This window comes from Mesorhizobium sp. WSM4841 (assembly GCF_055811515.1).
Window position 1 is genome coordinate 16,314 of record NZ_JBVVQC010000019.1, and the last position, 16,834, is coordinate 33,147.

Consider the following 16,834-nt stretch of genomic DNA (forward strand, 5'->3'; position numbering starts at 1 on the left):
CCCTCATCCGTCGCCTTCGGCGACACCTTCTCCCACAAGGGGAGAAGGGAGAGCGGCGCTCAGCTCACTCTTCGACCGGCAGGCCGGTCGCCGAGGCGATCTGGCTTGCGGCATCGTCGAGCGCCGCCTTGGCATCGGGATAGCCGCCGCCCAGATATTTGGTCTGCACCGCGCGGACGATGATTTCCGCGTCGCTCTGGAACGGCGTGCCGCGGCTGGGGACGACCTTGGGCAAGGTGCCGAGAATATCCTTCCACACCGCCTGGCCGCCCCAATAGGGCTGGCCTTCGGAGACATAGGGGTCATCGAGGGCCGAGATCAGCGACGGCACGAGGCCAAAACCCTTCAGCATCGCTATCTGGCCCTCATTGGTCGCAAGCGAGTATTTCAGGTAGGCGTAGGCGGCCTCCTTGTTGTTGGACACCGAGGTGATGGCGAGCGAGGAGCCGCCGAGATTGGCGGCGCGCGGGCCATCGGCGGTGAGGCTCGGCATCAGATAGACGCCCCACTTGCCGCTCCCGTCGGGCGACTCGGTGCGTATGGTGCCCTCATACCAGCCGCCATACATCTGGCTGGCGACAGTACCGGCGGTGTTGTTGGTGATCTTGGTGCTCCAGTCGGCCGAGGTGATGATGCCGGCGTCATTCATCTCCTTGATCTTGGTCATCGACGCCACACAGGCCGGCTGATTGACGGTGATCGACTGCCCATCGGCGGCGAAATAGGCGCAGCCCTGCTCGTTGGCGATCATGCGGAAGAATTCGGAGTCGCCGTTGAAATCGGCATTGGTCATCTTCACACCAGGATTGGCCTCCTGGATCTTCTTGCCGGCGGCAATGAAATCGTCCCAGGTCTTGATCGAGGTTGGATCGACGCCGGCCTTCTCGTAGAAATCGCGGCGGTAGAACATCGCCACCGGGCCGGAATCCCATGGCATCGCATAGGCCTTGTCTTCCACTTCGAGTTCGGTGCGCTTGAAGTCGGGGAATTTCGCCTGGTCTTCGGCCGTATAGCCGAGCGTATGGAGGTCGACGAAGCAGTCCGGGAACTGGCTCCAGTAGTTCTCGGCCTCGCCGTTCTCGATCGTCACGATGTCAGGCAGCCCCTCGCCGCCGGCGGCGCAGCCTGCAATCGACTTGTCGTACGTCGGGTTGTTGCCGAGATCCTGGACCGTGACCTTGATATCGGGGAACTGCTTGTTGAAACCTTCTATGGTGGCCTTCAGCGACGAAGCGGCGACGTTCCAGCTCCAGATCGTGATTTCGCCGGATTGCGCAAAGGCCGGGGCAGAGCCCAGGGCAAGCGCGAGCGCGGCGCAGGTCAGTATGGTGCGCATTGAAATCCTCCCATTTCATTTGCTCTCTCATCGCGAGCGTGCCTAGACTAGGCACTGGGGAAGGCTTGTCCGCGACAAAAGGAATAAAAAATTGGCGGAAAGTAAGATGCCGGAAAGGCCGTTTTATCAGCCTGGCGCTAGCAGCGTGGAGGGTCTGCCGCTGCTGCTGCAGATGTTTCACACCCAGCCTCTGGTGATGCTGAAGCCGCATTGGCATGCCCAGGTCGAGGTGAATTTCATCGTCCGCGGCGCCGTGCACTACCGCATGGATGAGCACGAGATCTCGCTTTCGGCCTGCGACATGTGCCTGTTCTGGGGCGGCCTGCCGCACCAGATGGACGATGCGTCGGAGGACGCCGTCTATGCCGGCGCGCATCTGCCGCTGGTGCACTTCTTCCGGCTGCACCTGCCCGCGGACGTCCGCAACCGGCTGATGACGGGCGCGACACTGGTGACCAATGCCACCGACCGGTCCGACAGCGACAATTTCGAGCGCTGGAACCGCTACGTCCGGTCAGGCGATCCGGGCAAAGCCGAGCACGCCGTCAACGAACTGCTGCTGCGGCTGGAGCGGGTGCGCTTCGAACCTTACCGGCTGGTACCCGAAACTCCGATCGAGCAGGAAACAGGCAGCCCCTTCGATCAGCAATCCCTGCGCAATGTCGGGCGCATGTGCGACTTCATCGCGGAGAATTTCCTATACGACATCGACTGCGTGGACATCGCGGCGGCGGCCGACATCCATCCCAAATACGCCATGAGCATTTTTAAGAAATCGACCGGCATGACGCTCAACGAATATGTCAACCTGTTGCGGCTCAGCTACGCGCAGGCGCTGCTGATGCATCAGGACGCCAACGTGCTGCGCGTCGCCATGGACTCCGGCTTCGGCTCGCTCAGCGCCTTCAACAAGTCGTTCCGCAAACTGGCCGGCATGTCGCCTTCGGATTTTCGCAGAGGTGCAGGCGCCAGATAGTCCCAGTGAATCAGATAGTCCAAGTCAAATAGAGCCACGCCGGTCGATGCCGGCGCTACAACGCCCTGCGCCGGTTGAAATGCCGTCACGGGTTGAGCTATCAGCAGCGGATGAGGCTCAAAGAATTTTTTTACCTGCTTGGATTGAAGCCAAGAACACGCGTTTACGGCCACTCGATACAGGTCATCGATCTCCCGAAAGACGGGAAGATTGAATTCGCTCGATGGAAGAACCCGCGCGGGGCAGATCTCGATCTCGCCCAGGGCGAGGTCGATGATCTCCGGACGTTCCTGAGCGATGGCGACGTGGCGATCGATGTTGGCGCCCAGGTCGGCGACAGCACGGTACCGATAGCGCTCGCCTGCGGACCGCAGGGCCTGGTCCTCGCTTTCGAGCCGAACCCTTATACCTTCACGATCCTCGGCGCCAATGCCGCGCTCAATCCTTCCCGATTGAACATTTTTCCGATTCCCTACGCGGCAACGCCGGAAGATGGGTCGTTCGTCTTCGACTACGGCAACCCGGAGTTCGAGAACGGCGGCGACCACACCGGGGTGTCGCGGTGGCAGCACGGCAGCGCTTTCAGTATCCCGGTCGAGGGGCGGCGGATCGAACCGTTGATCCGTGCCCGGCTTGGCCAGCGCATCAAGCGCCTGCGCTACATCAAGACCGACGTGGAGTCGCACGACCTGTCGGTTTTGATCTCGATCGGCGCGCTGATCGACGAATGCCGGCCCTACATCAAGTCCGAGGTCAATCACAATCTTTCGGTGGACGAGCGGCTGCGGATGCACCGGTTCTTTGCCGACAAGGGCTACGACGTCCACCTGGCTGGGCCGACAACGCTATTCGGTCCGAAGCTCAACGAAAACGACCTCGGCAGCAGGAAGAATTTCGACATGTTCGCGGTTCCCCGCTAACGCCGCCGGTCCTTCCAGTGCGTCGCCTTGGAGGACGGTAGAGGCAGGCGCTGCGCCTCAGGTCAGCATATCCCCGCCGAGCCTGCCCGCCTCGCGAAGCCGCCTTCCGAGCCCGGCACCAAAACGGCCGCGGTTGGGGCCAGTTGAGCGCCCACGCAAAAACGCACCACCGGCCGAAGCCGGTGGCGCTCTCTGGATCAGTCTGTAGGGGCAGGACCGTCCAGGGATCCCTGAGGATCGGGCTCAAATGTCGGCTCTTCCTTGACCCAGGGCATCGGCCGAACAGATGAAAGAGCCCGCCAACGGGCTAAGAATCTCGATGGTGCGGTGCGCCGCCGCGCAGCGGACGGATTTGCAATTCTATTCGGCTGCGTCAGGAATTTCGCCGGAGGTGTCGTCGGAAGACTCTACCGGGTCATCCGCGGCCGTTCTTGCCAGGAACTTGTCCAAGGCTGCCTGCAAGGACAGGGTGGCCTGCGGCGAGGCCGGCGTCGTCGAAACGACAGCCATCGCATGGGCAATTCCCCGAGTGGACTTATCCCTGGCCGCCGCAGACGTTGCGGCTCCGTGTCCCTGCGATCCGGCCGCGGCCGAGTTGCCGCCGTTGCCGTTGCTTGCTCCGTTACCCTTCCCGCCGCCATTGCCGCCGGGGCCGGCGAGGACTGGAGACGCGACAAGGGCGAGAGCGGCGACCGTTGCGAACAGACTGGTTCGAGTTTTCATAATTCCTCCTTCGAGCCGCCCTCCCGCCAGGATGATTCCGGACTATAAATATGAGGACTCACTAATATGATGGTCCACTGCTTAGCCAGTTTGGTTTAAATGCACCTGTCCGCAAGGGACCTTGGTCCGAAATTGAAAGGCAAAGGTCCTAACTCTATTGGGGGTATTCCGAGCGGCGAACAAAGCGCCTGCAGGCCACAGGCAGCCGGCAAGCGACAAACTCGCTTCGTCTGCTGGGTGATGCCGTGCTGCCCAAAAACGAAAAAGCCGCGGCGAACCGCGGCTTTTTCGATGCTTGATTCCCCTTGGGAAATTGGAGCGGGTGAAGCGATTCGAACGCTCGACCCCAACCTTGGCAAGGCAGAAATTGCGTTGTCCGCGCAGTGGTCCGCCGTTCACTTGAGTGCGCGAGATTGCGCCGCAGAATGGATGTCGATGTTCCCCGGTTTTGAACGGCGCACGGGCCGGGTGGATTCCAGCGGATTTTCGTGCACCCTGAAGATGGTAACCGCACGGTAACCCGACGACATCAGGATGAATTGTTACTCGGGAATCCGGTCGGCGGACAATATGCCCAGAACCGCGGTACATGAAAGCGCCCAATACTCACACGCTGGCCAGCGGCTTTTTGCGCACAGCGATTGCTTTCAATGACACAGACGAATGAGGCAAATTCAAAGCCCGATGACCCCGGGGCGTCTCCAGGCAAGTTGGAGGGGCACGCGGTAGACAAGCGCTCGCAGCGCTCGGGCGGCGATCAGGGCAGTAATTCCGACAACTCACCCCAGTGCTGGTCTTGCATTCTCGAAGGTGGGCCGCACGTTGGTCGGTAGTGTCAGCAAAGTCGATGCCGCATGCGACAAAGTATTAAGTTTGGGTTCTACGGGCATTGTGCGAATGGCGATCGTCATCGCGACGGTGCTCGGGGCACTGATTGCCCTTATGACATTTATCCAAGTGATTGCGGACTTGAGCTCATTGAGAGAGGACCGCGCAGCGCGTCGCGACGAGGCCATCCAGAAAGCCTGGGAGCGGCTACTCGCACCCGCCGCAGGCAACATCGGCAAGGGTGCAGCACGGAATATTCTGTTCAATAACGGCGTGTCGCTTCTGAATGCAGATTTCTCATGCGATGTTGTCGGGGTTTGGGATTCCGCCTCCAGCACTTGTCTCAGGCGCCCCATATTTGACTCTGTAAGGTTCGCCGCTCGACCCATTGCAGTTCTGGTGCCTGGCCATTCAACAGCCTAGAGGTGATCGCCAATGCGATAACAGGGATCGACGATACTCCGCCGAGCGAGGAGTTCGGTGCTCACCTCGATGTGCAATTCGGAGATCACTTTGCGACAGTGATTGGGCGGTATGGGGTTCCAAGCCCGGGGGCAGTCAAGTTTGCTGCATCCGGGCTGGCCATGAGGGGCGTGATCTTGAACTTGCCTTTTTGGGAGGATGTATCATTTAAGGCGATTGATCTGTCGAATGCCTGGATTATTGGCGGTTGGTTGCCGTTTGATAGAATGGTTGGTCAATTTTATGGAACAAATATAGCCGACACGGATCTCTCGTCGTCTATTATTGAGGGTAGACTGAACGACATGACAGTAACACGTTCGAACGTCAGTAAGACGTTGTTCGTAAGTTACACAATGGACTCGATGCATTTGGCATTCCAACATTTGTTGACGCCTGGGCAAGGGCAGATTCACCGCCTCTAGTCGCTTTCAAGTCGGATGGAACTGCGTCAGCGGCGGTCACGAACGCCGCTATTGAGCGCCTGCCACAACTATATAGCCAGATTGTGCTGTGCGACCCCAAGGATCGAGCGTCGACAGAGGGCACCAGCGACGCGTACCTCGAACTTTTGAAGTACACTCATCGCGCAAAAATGAACAATCTTCCCGAGCCAGTGGAGCGTTGGTCGATATCTGGGGTAAGACCCAGGATGAAGGAAGTATCGAACTCCGCGGGTACCGCCGCCATAGCTTGCACGCCCATCGCCTGGGACGTGGCAGTAGACCTATACCCAGATAAATACCAGTTTCAGTTTCAGCCGCAGGTGCTGATCGAAAAAGGCCTGCAGATTGCGCCGAAGCCCCAGGCTAGCGCACCACCAGGGGAGAATCGCAATGTTTTGCGGCAGACTGCTTGCCTTCTTCAAGACCGTTCTCTGGTCAGGATCGGGAATTACACGTACTACACGCCGCGTATCTTCTATCACAAGTCTATTGGATCGGATGGTGTGCTGTACGAAGCCTAATCGTCCACACCCTGGGAAAATCATTGTTCGTCCCAAGATTCAGGCGTAGATTAGACGCAATGGGAGGAACGAAAATGAAAGTTTTTTCATTCATCGCTCTGGCCTCTCTGCTCACAATACAACCGGCCATAGCAGACGACTGCAATACCGACTGCAACTCTGAGTGTTGTACCCATATCCAAATTACCCCGTGGGATAGCAATGATGTGTGTGATCCCGGTTGTAAGCTCACCTGTGAGGCGACGAAGAGTGCCTGTACGGCGACTGGCGGAGCGATTCCCGAATTCCACCCCCCTAGCCCGATAAAGGTCGTGGTCGACGCAATGGAAGACTATTGCGCGCTCGGCTTTCAAGCCATTACGAATGGCGTCATCCTCTCCCAGGGTTCTTACTCAGCTGGTAGCGAGCAAATGCTGATACAGGCAAGGGATATATTGGTTCAGAGTGGCGCGATCCCCTCGCAAGCATTTTCCGGTGTCACTGTACGTTGGGGGCGACTGCTTGGGTGGGGGATAACAGCGGACAGAGACTTAGTTTTCTTGAACGAGAAGTACCTGCGAGACGGAAATGTGACCGGTGCCGCTATTACCCTGGCTCATGAGATGGTGCATGTGGCTCAATACCGTCGGATGGGCACTGACAGCTTCAAGTGCCAATACTCAAAGGCTTATGTCAGTTGTGGCGGATGTCAGGATATGCGCCATCCATTGGAGGCAGAGGCCATGACGTTTGAAAACCAGGTGGGACCGACGATAGCGCAGTTTGTGAATCAGATTGTGCCTCCAACAGCCTTTAGCTGTGAGACTCCGCAAGGGACGTGCCAATACCAGCACCCCGTTCAGCCTGGGGGGCTTTGTCAGTGCATGCTTTCCAGTGGCATAGCCTGGGGAACTACCCGCTAAGTCGGGGGCACATGGCGGCACGGTTGTACACAGAAGCGATCCGGTGGGGTTCCGGCGCCGGTGGTATACTTACTACCTAAGCTACTATGAACGACCAAATTCAGGATTGTTGGCGCCCGTTGGCTACCGCAGTCTGATCAGAAATCAAGCGGTGGTTTGGGCCGGAATTTAACATAACCTGCGCCACGCTCAATCTCGACCACGCCGTAGGGCACTTTTGAATCCTGCTCAAGAATGAAGGTTTTGCTGTCGAAAAGAGTTAGAGTTAGCACATACGACGCGAGGTCAGCAGGGAGAGACATCTTAACATCCTTCATCCACTCGATCTTCCCCTCGATTGTATCGCCATCAACCGTCATTTGATTTACCTTGATAAGCGGCACTGCGATTGAGCAACTTTTATCACCATCCGACTTGTGGCCAAAAGCATCAGTCTTGTGACCGTGTTGAATCCGAAATACAAACTTCTCTCTCGTTAACGTTCCCGCAACAAGGCCAACACAAGACGCGTCGTGTCCTCCGGTATCCCTAAACGTCAGCCCGGCTGCCTTTATATTGTCGGCATCAATGAGCCAACCGGCTTCCACATCAAGCGGTTCAGGCTTTATAGTGAAGTCCATGGGCTTATCCTTACCGTGACCGCCAACGGGTTTCGCGAAGGTCTTTCGTTCGGTCGTGCTGGAATTCAACTTCGTGGATATTGAGAACGTGCCCAACGTCTGCGGCAAAAGAAGAATCGTCATGTCGCGGGTGACTATGTCGCTGGCGAACCAGCTCCATGGACTCCACCACGTTGCCTGCCCCTTATCGTAGGTGATCCGCACGCTTTTGTAGACCGGTTTAGTCGGGTCAAAGGGCAACTTGGAGCGATCGAGTTGCGCGATCAACTCTACATCGCGGGCCTTGTCCAACGGGAGGAGCCCTCCTTCGTACGTCATTTCAGGCCCGCTCGCCGCGAGTCTCGGGCCTATGACATGTAACGGCACGACAGCGGGACCTTGCGAGACGAATACGCGTGGTTGATAAAGCATAACCTCGGGAGCATGGTTGGTAAAAGGTATGTTCTTGATCTGGTCGGAAATCGTTGCGGTCAACGTCGTGATGTCCGTGAGCGCGACCTTCTCACCCTCGCGAGCCTGTTCAAGTACAGTATTGATATTGTCGAAAACCTTGCTCTGGGCCTCAAGGACGGCCTGCTTGGCGTCGCCTATCGAGGCGTGCACTGATTCCCGCAAAGCCTTGATCGCCATCAGAGCCTGTTCGCCAAATGCCTTGGCGATGGCATCGCCAGCCTGTTCTGCGCGGGCAATCACGTCCTTTGCATTGTCTTCCGCCTTGTCGAGTAGGGCGTCTGTAACCGGTTCAAGTGTCCACCCAGGTACTGAAGCTGCAGCAACAAATAAAACAGCAATAAATGCGCTCAGTATCGATCGCCTCATAGTGAATACCCCCTTCTCGTAGCCCAATAAGCTGTATTCTCCGAACTATTATTTGTTTGACCACAGTTACGGCGTGAATTGTGAAATTAGAACGCGAACAAGTCGCTGCCCCGGGAAATTGGATAAATGAAGCAGCTTCAACAGAAGTGGCGGGAGCACCACAACGTTTTTGAGGTGTCATTAATATTCATCATTCCACCTATCGCTGGTAGGGAAGCCAATATCACAAGAGTCCGCGTGATCTCATTACGATGCAGACAGCTATTCTATCGGAATCGTTATCACAATTCCTGGCGCTGAGGGCGACGGAGCCTGAGAGGGATTGGTTGGACCGGTGTTAGGATTAACTCCCGGTTGCTCTGTACCGCCGACGCCGAGGCTGGGCCTGATGGTTGTATTGCTCGGAGCGGAAGATGGAGGTGGGTTGGGCGCACCGGCTGGCCGGGCCCCAGCCTCGTCAGCGAAGGCGCCATCTCCAACCAAAGACCCCATAAACGCAAAGCAGATGACAAGATATTTCATGTGCACACTCACTCTCGTTAGAGGGATTGGCCATGCTATCTGATATTCTTGTTGTCTAACTGAAGGTCCAGCGGGTTCGCATTGCGATTGCGTCGACCTGCACCTTACGAAACGTACCCTATCTGAATCAATGGCAATGGCAAGAGGATGTTCAGGTTCAAGAGATATGAGACAGGTGGTTGTTCCGCTACTGAGGTTAAGGGATACTCGGCGGGGGGGTGTCCGACGAGAGCATCTGAGCCCGTGGTGATTGTATAGGGTGGGTTAAAGTGTCCACGAAGGGCTGCAGGCGACTGGACCCTCGAAATCATCAAGCGATCCGACACCGCCAACGGCCTCGAAGTGCTTCCACGTCGATGGGTCGTGGAGCGCACCTTCGCTTGGTTCGGTCGCAACCGCCGCGTCTCGCCAAGGATTTCGAGGCCACCGTTGAAAGCTCAACAGCTTGGCTCCTCCTCGCCTCAACTCAGCTCATGACCCGGCGCCTCGCAAGCTCATGATTTCTAACAGAAACCGCACAGAATCTGTTTCCCCAAATCTCGAACGGCACCTACGGGATTTGTAGCTGCTTTGGTAACAGACTTGGCCACTTCACCTGCCGCGCGCCCAATGTCATTGTTCTTCGGGAAAGCATTCCTTGCTGCGTCACCTATGTCTCCAGCCAATTTCTTCGTCGCGTCATCGTAGTCCTTGGCCGCGGCATTGACTCTGTCCAGCAGTTTAACTATCTCGTTCTCCTTGCCTGGTCCCTGCGTTATATCTTTCCAAGCATTGCTGATGAACTTTATAATTTCATTATTTGGCCCGAATTCAAGATCCCCCACCAAAACGCGCAGAGACGGCTTCTCGGGACAGCTGGGCTTCATTGCATTGCTCCAGTACACCTTCGCGGCCATTGTTAAGCGCTGGACGCGATCTTGCAACGCCTTGACGTCTGGCACCTCGTTACTCAGGAGCAACGAGAAGTCACTGGAGAGCCGGTACTCGGCAGCAGCGGGTTCGAAACTTAGGCCAGTTGCCTCGAGCGTCAGATATAATCCGTCTTTGATGACCACCTGGTCCGTCGATATGTCCGCATCGCTCTTGGCCACAACCGGAAGCGCAACAGGGATTCCGGAAAGGATCGTCGGGTCAAGCGGGTCTGCACCAACGAGTTCCCCCGTAATTACACCGATTGAGGGGACGGTGGTCCAGCCTGAACCGAGCTTGAGCTTTCCGTCCGTCTCAACCCTTATCTCGACAGCCGCGCAGGTCAAAACCGGTGCAAGAAGCGCCACGTCATTGCCTTCAAATCTAAACGTCGAGACCCCAACTCGTGCGCTGATATTGGGATTCGTAGAGCCCTTGAGTTTCACTGTTGTGCCCACGCCACCACCAACCAGCGGGTCTACATGAACATGAATATCTGCATCCGCGGATATCGAGAGGCCCAACTTTCCCTCCAGGCCTTTCCCGGGCACGTAATTGAAGTTAGCGGTTGCGACAGTTACAGAACCATGAACGCGATCTCCGCCAGCGGCTTCAGCGTAGAAACCGCCGTCACCCAAAATTTTGTCGGACCAACGCTTGTTAAATAGACGCCCTGAAATCTCGGTGCTTGCTAAGGTGAATGATAGCGTTCGAACCGCCTCTGAAATTGCCGTCGTCACGGATGAGAGTGCGCCCGTGTTGAGGGTGATAGTAAGCTGCTTATCAGAATAGTACTTCTCGGCGCCAGGTATGCGTCCAGCAATTTTCTGCTCAAGCTCTTCTATTTGCGTTGATGGATCGGTGATCTCCTTGGATGCTTCTAGCACAAATGGCCGTGCGTCCTTCTGATCCACAGTTGCGGCGAGGAGCACTCCGCGGTCAGAGAATACCGGCGCAATCACGTGAACCCAACGCTCGATCGAGATCGGCGCATGGGACACGCGGTACTTAAAAGTGCTCTTGTTGTCATCACCAAATTTTTGTTCGAACTCCTTGTTCTCGTCGAGGGTGTATTTCAGCTCGGGCTGATACGGAGCAGAGAGAGCTAGTTTTTCGGATAACGCATTCACCACATTACCAGTAATGATATCGCTGACAAATTCCCTTCCAACAATGTTGATAAAGCCGAATGTGATCTTCGGCTTGATGGATATGGGTAGAAGCTTGAAATTCGCGCTGAAGACGATCGGCTGGTCTGGTGTTGCGGGCGGGACTTGACTCACTCCCGAAAAATATAATGCGGAATCAACGCCCAGACCAACGGAGAAGAACCTCTTGTCGCTTGCTAGGTCGAGACTCAAACTGCTGATGAGTTGTCCCATTTGGGGAGTGAACGACATGCGTTCGATGGTTGCAGTCAGCACCTCTCCCGGCAGAGAAGGATGGGTAAAGACGATTTTTTGGCCAACCAGTGCGGTGCCAATTTTCTGAAACAGAGCGGTATCCAGCGCAACCGTGATTGCGTTCTGACCTGCGCGATCTAAAGCGTCTAGCCCATTTGATGTCTGCACAAGGGAGACAAGGCGCGCACGTTCATGCTCGGCGATAAGATAATGGGATTGATACGTCGCGTAGAGGCCAATGCCGGCTGCGACAATCAAACCGAATACTAGTAAAATCACTTTGCTCCGCATAGCTGGTTTCCCCGACGTAATAGTTGAACAATTCTCCATTTTCCTGCGAGAGTCGCGTGGTCCATCGCACGCGCACCTTGGCGCCTTGTTGGAGGTCCGTCTTGGCCTTTCCGGGCCGGCCCTATGAGCGCCGCTAGCGCCGTACGATTGCGACTGCTCCTGAGTCTCCCGGCTGTCCTTGCAACCCATTCGATCCGAGCGAACCAGGACCGCCCGGTCTTCCTGGGTCTCCGCCTCCGCCGCAGTGTGATCGTCCCCCAGGATCACCGCCGGGGCTTCCATCGCCACCAATGCCCGGATCGCCGCCCTGGCCCCCGAAGCCGCCTGGTGCGGCAAGCGCAAGACGCACGGATGGATCAAGCCCCAAAGCGACCCAAGGGGCATCCAAATCGACGATGGCCGCCATCTGTTCGGTCGTGAGCTCAACGGCGTGGACGTCAGTACCGAGAGTGACCTTCAGTTGAGCACCCGCCCCCCCTTTTCCGCCAGTCCCGCCAGGGCCCCCTGGGCCGCCCGGTCCGCCATCACTGCCATTAAGCTGACTATTCTGACCATTGCAGAAGGCATCCCCACCGCGGTTGTCCCCCTTTATTCCAAGACCACCTGGACCGCCCTTGCCTCCTTGTTGGGCCTTACCACCTGTCTGGCCATTGCCCAAAACGACGAGCAAGCCATTTCCCTCGATCTGGCCGATAGTGAGCTCAATTGGATTTGCAGGGGTGCCAGTCGTCCCTCCTGCACCTGGACCTCCAACTCCGCCAACCTGCCCTTGGCGCTCGCAGAGGTTAAATTTGATCTTACCGAACGGCGTTTGTAATAGTTGGTCATGACACCCCCACGTGTTGCCTCCTGCACCGTTGGGTCCAGTGGGACCGACGCCGGCGATCACCGGCAAACTTGAAGCCGCTGGAAAAGAGTGGAAGACGGAATTCGCGTCCACTCTAACCTTGTCAGCGCGGACGATTATCCGCTTGCCGTCGAGGTTAAAGGATCCGCCGCTGAATACGAGCGTATCGTCACGTCCGATCTCGATAACGATGGTTTGATCAGTGACGTTCGAAAAGGCTGCAGCGAAGTCGATATCCGCGGCCTGTGTGGCGGTGATTTGCGCTGTCGCAAAGAGCGAAATCCAGGCGAGGGGCATAGATCTGATCATTTTCATTTTCCTCCCACCGAAATGAACTCGAGATCGATACGCTCGATCTGCGGCGCAGTGCTCCATTCATCGCGGTTGGCTACCTCAGCGTGCACCTCGTATTTCGTGAGTAGCGGCAGCATCGTGTCCTGGATCTTTGCGAGCTCCTGAACGAACAGGATCCGCTTCTGCCAGTCAGGCTCAACGTCGTTTGGAAGGCGCAGTGGCCAGTAAGCGGGTTTTAGCGCGCTGTTTTTGCGATCCCTGACGAAGTCGGTGAAGAACTCGTCGCCGCCGTTCCGAGCAAGCTTGCCGAATCTAGGATGACCCACATAGAGGGTGAATTCCCCGTCTGGCACCTTGTTGTCGGCCAATTCCAGCCTCGCGATATTGATGCCCAGCAGGAAGGCGTTGACGGTGTGTTGGGTGTCGCCCGGGTTGAAGGGGATCGGGATCGGTTGCGATTTCCCCTCCCGAATTGCGTCGGCAATGATCCTGTTTAGATCGCGCACAAAACCTTCCATGCGATCCTTATGGACCTGTGTACCGGAATTATTTTTACTGCGCGCCGATACCGTAATTGGCGACGGGATATTCCAGCGGTTCTCCTCAAGCAGTGAATCCCGCAGCCCTCGGGCATCAAGCAGCAAAGTTCGGTACGTCGCCTCCCGCTTTTTTGCGACCTGCTGGAGTTCCGCTTCGGTTTCGACAGAACCGGTGAAGAAGCCGGAAGCCGCGGTCTGAGCCTCGCCCTCCGCGTAGCCCAACAGGTCGCGCGACATATCGGAAGCCGGTGCCCCCGCGTAACGCAGCGAACGGTGCAGCAGGATCGCTTCCTTCGCTATGCTCTCGACGAGGGCGCGCCGAGCCCAATCAGCTAGCATCCTGTAGCGAGCCCGATCGTCGTCGTTCACGAGGACAAGCTGCTGCATCTCCGCAAGGATCGCCTCAAGCTCGAGAACGCGGGCGCTTTCAGCTTGAAGCTCTTGGGCCATAGCAATTTGCCTGTTGAGCAACTCGCCCTGTTCCCGAACGCGCTCATTGCGCTTGAGGATGATTCTCCTGATCTCGGGATCGTTGTTTACCGCGGCAGTCTCGTCCTTCAGTTCGGCCGATGGAGGTGAGCTTTTGAGCATGCCGGCTATCGTCTTGACCTGGTTCCCAAGCGAACTAGCACTGGCCTTCCACTGCTCCACACGCTTCTTTTCGTCTGCCGTCAGGGACTTCTTGTCAGTGACCGAACGACGCGCCAACCCAAAGTCTCCGGTTACCGAATCCCAGTCCTTGCGCAGTTGCACCGAGACCTTCATCAGCTCGGAATGGTTCTTGACGATTTCGGCTATGTTCGTCACATGGGAGGCGAAGTCGCCGTCATTGTTGCTCATTTCCATGGCTGCCGAGACGATGCCGGAGGCCACGATTAGAAACGGCGCGGCTGCGGGAAAAACGACGCTTCCGACCGCGGCTATAACGCTGACGCCCTTTGCGATGCCGTCATTGGCGCCTTTCTGCTGATTGGCCATCTCCTGTTGGGCCAGAAAAATCTTTCGGTTTTCCAGCTCTTTGTCGGCCTGCTCGATCAGTCCTTCCAGCGTTTGGAGCCGTCCGGAGATTTTCGCTCCTTCGGCCGCGATCTGGTCGAGCTGGCGGACCGCAGCTTCGCGCGTTCCGGCGACGTCTTGAAAGCGCACGGCGTCAATGCCGGCGGGATTGGCGGAAGTGATCGCAATAGTGTCCCAAGTCGAGAGCAAGGCCTCGTCGAACAAGGTCTTCACCAGTCGATCAGTGCGCTCGATCGATTGCGAGAGGCTAGACATCGGTGTGTCGTTCTCTCGAAGGCCCAGCAGGTCCGATCGATTGCCGATCGCGTTGGAAGTGCGCTGAACAGCGGCGCCGACCAGTGGCGACTGCGTGCCTCGCAGAGCGGTGAGTAGCGCCCCAACTTTGCCGCTTACAAACGCTCGGTTATTTTCGCTGTAGGGGTCGTTGCCCAGAAAGCGCTGAAGCTTCAGTGTCGAAGCCTCGGGCCATTTCGCATTTGCCAGGGTACGTTCGTACGCGCTCACTGCGGCATCGCCGAAGCTGATGTCGGGGCGAACGCCGCCCGCGTCTCCAAGCGTCTTCTGCGCGATGAATTGCGCAAACTCGTGGTTCGGAGTGGCGGTCGGCGCAAAACCCGGAGCAGATAGGCATCTGATTGTAATGCTACGGCCCTCTACGCCGGTGCTGAAGGCGAATGGAAGGCTTCGAGCCCGAGTGAAGTCGATTACCTCGGCGTTCATTGAGACTCCCTGACCGCTGCCAGGTGGCGAGACGAACCCAGCGAGACCATCGAACCCAAACTCGATCGTCTGCGCATCTATCCGCAGCCTGCCGTCCGCCATGCGAAGCGGCAAATTAAAGATCACATAGCGAGCGTCGACGTTGAGTTCAAAAGTCTTCGATAAATATTGGCCGTTATCGCGGAAGAGTGACGGGAACGTCCCAGCGGAGAGCTCGACAATATCCCCGATGATGAAGAAGCGTTGGATGCTCTCTGTCGACCGGTCGAGCACAAACACCCGCCTATCGCTGTTCCAGGCATCGGAAAGCTGCGCCGCCTCCTGCGCGCCCGCCGGGGCGGTTTGCACCAGCAGAGGCACAAGTGCCGCACCTTGCAATAGTTCAAGCACTTCCCGTCGGTTCAACATCCCCCCATCCTTCCTACCAGATGCTACTCTTCCGGGAGGACGATAACACTTCCCGTGATAGAGGCGCCCGTTAAACAGTGGTAATCGGGCGCATTTCCGAAATGATCGGCCTGCAGTCTGATCGAGAGATCTACACACTTAGGATCGTCAGTTGAGATAGCCCATTTAGGGTCGCCCCCGATCCCAACTTTGTTGTCAACCGTTACCTTGACAAACCCGACCCGTCGGTCTGGAAGGCATATCTGCATAGTCTTGTCGTGCGGCTCTACGCATTGTTGTCCAAATGCATAGGGATATAAGCCGGAGTCAATGCGCAACAGTTCCATTTTGCCGTGCCGATCACGCACGCAACGAGATATCTCGAGATACAGCCCGGACACAGTTTTGAAGATTGGAGTCTTACAATGGCCGGCAGTCAGCAGGTCGTCGTATTGGGACCTCACATAGATATAACGCTCTTCATCTTGACCTGACCTCTCCTGGGGCCTGTAGTCGTCGCGCAGAAAAACGCAGCGAGTACAACGACTTGTTTATAACTATTCACAGACCACATAGGAAGTAGAAGCTTTCTTACACGATTAAGAGTACCGCGTTCGCTTATCTCACTCAATTCCCCTCGTGACATTATTATTTCCGAACGAAACTATGCCCCGCTTGGCGAACATGCTACACTCGCATCCGGACGAGTAGACGCCATGTGTTCCAGGTTCTTTGGCCCGGTATGCTCTTAACGATACTGCGTTCACCGGGGTACTGGCGGGGCGAGAGACTCGAGACTCAGGAATTCCCGCCTGTCGCTGCTCACGAGTGTCAAGTCCCAGCAGTGACGACCGATATGTTACCGCAAAGCTCTTGGGTAGCGGAAACAGGACAGGCGCGAGGGAACCAAATGAGCAAGTATCGACAAAAGAGGGCGCTACTAGCGGTCGCCATCGTAGTATTTTTGAAATCTGAGCTTTCAGTGATGGCAGAGGACTACGACACCTTTTGGATTGAACCAGGAACCAGCGTTGACGTGTACTGGAACGTCAATCTTTCCGGCCGGGTGTATTTGGCTGCCGACATTGGCGGAGGACCCGCTTGCCTCGATTATTGGTGGATCGTTTGGCCGTTTACACAGATCAAGAATCTCGGTCGGTTCTGTGGGCGTGCGGCGTTCGATCTTCCTGGAATAAGTGACTTTGCAATCGGGGGAAAGTTGAGGGCGGGCGGCGCTACTGCGAAAACCAGATTGCGAGGAACCGCAGATGAGTCAATCGCCCACAGGTTCCCCGAAATCAACTTCTGACTTCGACCATCTGAATTGTAGATGCCATGTTGAGACACGTCGT

General features: G+C 56.7%; 12 protein-coding genes and 1 pseudogene. 7 read left to right on the forward strand and 6 right to left on the reverse strand.

All coding sequences use genetic code 11. The features are described from left to right. Nucleotides 1-64: 64 nt before the first annotated feature. Entirely contained in the window at nucleotides 65-1,336 is a 1,272-nt protein-coding gene (locus tag AC0L14_RS21320) for an ABC transporter substrate-binding protein (protein ID WP_473485998.1), read from the reverse strand. 106 nt (nucleotides 1,337-1,442) lie between these two features. Between AC0L14_RS21320 and AC0L14_RS21325 the strand changes: the two genes are divergently transcribed. After that, nucleotides 1,443-2,312 (forward strand): helix-turn-helix domain-containing protein, encoded by an 870-nt coding sequence (locus AC0L14_RS21325; RefSeq protein WP_473750641.1) that lies wholly within the window; start codon nucleotides 1,443-1,445, stop codon nucleotides 2,310-2,312. Between the two features lie 110 nt (nucleotides 2,313-2,422). Then, nucleotides 2,423-3,232 (forward strand): FkbM family methyltransferase, encoded by an 810-nt coding sequence (locus AC0L14_RS21330; protein ID WP_473485996.1) that lies wholly within the window; start codon nucleotides 2,423-2,425, stop codon nucleotides 3,230-3,232. 360 nt (nucleotides 3,233-3,592) lie between these two features. On the opposite strand, the gene AC0L14_RS21335 is transcribed toward AC0L14_RS21330, so the two are convergent. Then, nucleotides 3,593-3,955, reverse strand: a complete 363-nt coding sequence (locus AC0L14_RS21335) for a hypothetical protein (protein ID WP_473525952.1) — start codon at nucleotides 3,953-3,955, stop codon at nucleotides 3,593-3,595. Nucleotides 3,956-4,852: 897 nt separating this feature from the next. On the opposite strand from AC0L14_RS21335, the gene AC0L14_RS21340 reads away from it, so the two are divergent. The 3 genes from AC0L14_RS21340 to AC0L14_RS21350 all read left to right on the forward strand — a co-directional run bounded on the left by AC0L14_RS21340 (nucleotide 4,853) and on the right by AC0L14_RS21350 (nucleotide 6,212). Next, the gene (locus AC0L14_RS21340; protein WP_473750642.1) at nucleotides 4,853-5,206 is read left to right on the forward strand and encodes a hypothetical protein; all 354 of its coding nucleotides are present in this window, start codon (nucleotides 4,853-4,855) and stop codon (nucleotides 5,204-5,206) included. A 2-nt stretch (nucleotides 5,207-5,208) separates the two neighbouring features. Beyond that, nucleotides 5,209-5,670, forward strand: a complete 462-nt coding sequence (locus tag AC0L14_RS21345) for a hypothetical protein (protein ID WP_473750643.1) — start codon at nucleotides 5,209-5,211, stop codon at nucleotides 5,668-5,670. Between the two features lie 227 nt (nucleotides 5,671-5,897). Beyond that, entirely contained in the window at nucleotides 5,898-6,212 is a 315-nt protein-coding gene (locus AC0L14_RS21350; RefSeq protein WP_473750644.1) for a hypothetical protein, read from the forward strand. 1,039 nt (nucleotides 6,213-7,251) lie between these two features. On the opposite strand, the gene AC0L14_RS21355 is transcribed toward AC0L14_RS21350, so the two are convergent. After that, nucleotides 7,252-8,580, reverse strand: a complete 1,329-nt coding sequence (locus AC0L14_RS21355) for a hypothetical protein (protein WP_473750645.1) — start codon at nucleotides 8,578-8,580, stop codon at nucleotides 7,252-7,254. A gap of 783 nt (nucleotides 8,581-9,363) precedes the next feature. Here AC0L14_RS21355 and AC0L14_RS21360 point away from each other — a divergent pair. Further along, nucleotides 9,364-9,575 (forward strand): annotated as a pseudogene (locus AC0L14_RS21360) (transposase); the annotation flags it as partial. A 3-nt stretch (nucleotides 9,576-9,578) separates the two neighbouring features. Here the strand turns inward: AC0L14_RS21360 and AC0L14_RS21365 are convergent. From AC0L14_RS21365 to AC0L14_RS21375, 3 genes are all read right to left on the reverse strand, one after another. After that, nucleotides 9,579-11,678 (reverse strand): hypothetical protein, encoded by a 2,100-nt coding sequence (locus AC0L14_RS21365; protein ID WP_473750646.1) that lies wholly within the window; start codon nucleotides 11,676-11,678, stop codon nucleotides 9,579-9,581. 133 nt (nucleotides 11,679-11,811) lie between these two features. After that, on the reverse strand, nucleotides 11,812-12,834 hold the full coding sequence (locus AC0L14_RS21370) for a hypothetical protein (RefSeq protein WP_473750647.1): 1,023 nt from the start codon (nucleotides 12,832-12,834) through the stop codon (nucleotides 11,812-11,814). Nucleotides 12,835-12,836: 2 nt separating this feature from the next. Next, a complete protein-coding gene (locus AC0L14_RS21375) occupies nucleotides 12,837-15,503 on the reverse strand; it encodes an AAA family ATPase (protein WP_473750648.1) in 2,667 nt (888 codons plus the stop codon). Between the two features lie 889 nt (nucleotides 15,504-16,392). On the opposite strand from AC0L14_RS21375, the gene AC0L14_RS21380 reads away from it, so the two are divergent. Next, nucleotides 16,393-16,791 carry a hypothetical protein gene (locus tag AC0L14_RS21380; RefSeq protein ID WP_473750649.1) on the forward strand — a complete coding sequence of 133 codons (399 nt, stop codon included), beginning with the start codon at nucleotides 16,393-16,395 and terminating at the stop codon, nucleotides 16,789-16,791. Nucleotides 16,792-16,834: the final 43 nt, after the last annotated feature.

Bases quoted from the DNA above. Each gene is read 5' to 3' on its own strand.
- AC0L14_RS21320 (WP_473485998.1), bottom strand. From the start codon at position 1,336: ATGCGCACCATACTGACCTGCGCCGCGCTCGCGCTTGCCCTGGGCTCT.
- AC0L14_RS21325 (WP_473750641.1), top strand. From the start codon at position 1,443: ATGCCGGAAAGGCCGTTTTATCAGCCTGGCGCTAGCAGCGTGGAGGGT.
- AC0L14_RS21330 (WP_473485996.1), top strand. From the start codon at position 2,423: ATGAGGCTCAAAGAATTTTTTTACCTGCTTGGATTGAAGCCAAGAACA.
- AC0L14_RS21335 (WP_473525952.1), bottom strand. From the start codon at position 3,955: ATGAAAACTCGAACCAGTCTGTTCGCAACGGTCGCCGCTCTCGCCCTT.
- AC0L14_RS21340 (WP_473750642.1), top strand. From the start codon at position 4,853: ATGGCGATCGTCATCGCGACGGTGCTCGGGGCACTGATTGCCCTTATG.
- AC0L14_RS21350 (WP_473750644.1), top strand. From the start codon at position 5,898: ATGAAGGAAGTATCGAACTCCGCGGGTACCGCCGCCATAGCTTGCACG.
- AC0L14_RS21365 (WP_473750646.1), bottom strand. From the start codon at position 11,678: ATGCGGAGCAAAGTGATTTTACTAGTATTCGGTTTGATTGTCGCAGCC.
- AC0L14_RS21370 (WP_473750647.1), bottom strand. From the start codon at position 12,834: ATGATCAGATCTATGCCCCTCGCCTGGATTTCGCTCTTTGCGACAGCG.
- AC0L14_RS21375 (WP_473750648.1), bottom strand. From the start codon at position 15,503: ATGTTGAACCGACGGGAAGTGCTTGAACTATTGCAAGGTGCGGCACTT.
- AC0L14_RS21380 (WP_473750649.1), top strand. From the start codon at position 16,393: ATGAGCAAGTATCGACAAAAGAGGGCGCTACTAGCGGTCGCCATCGTA.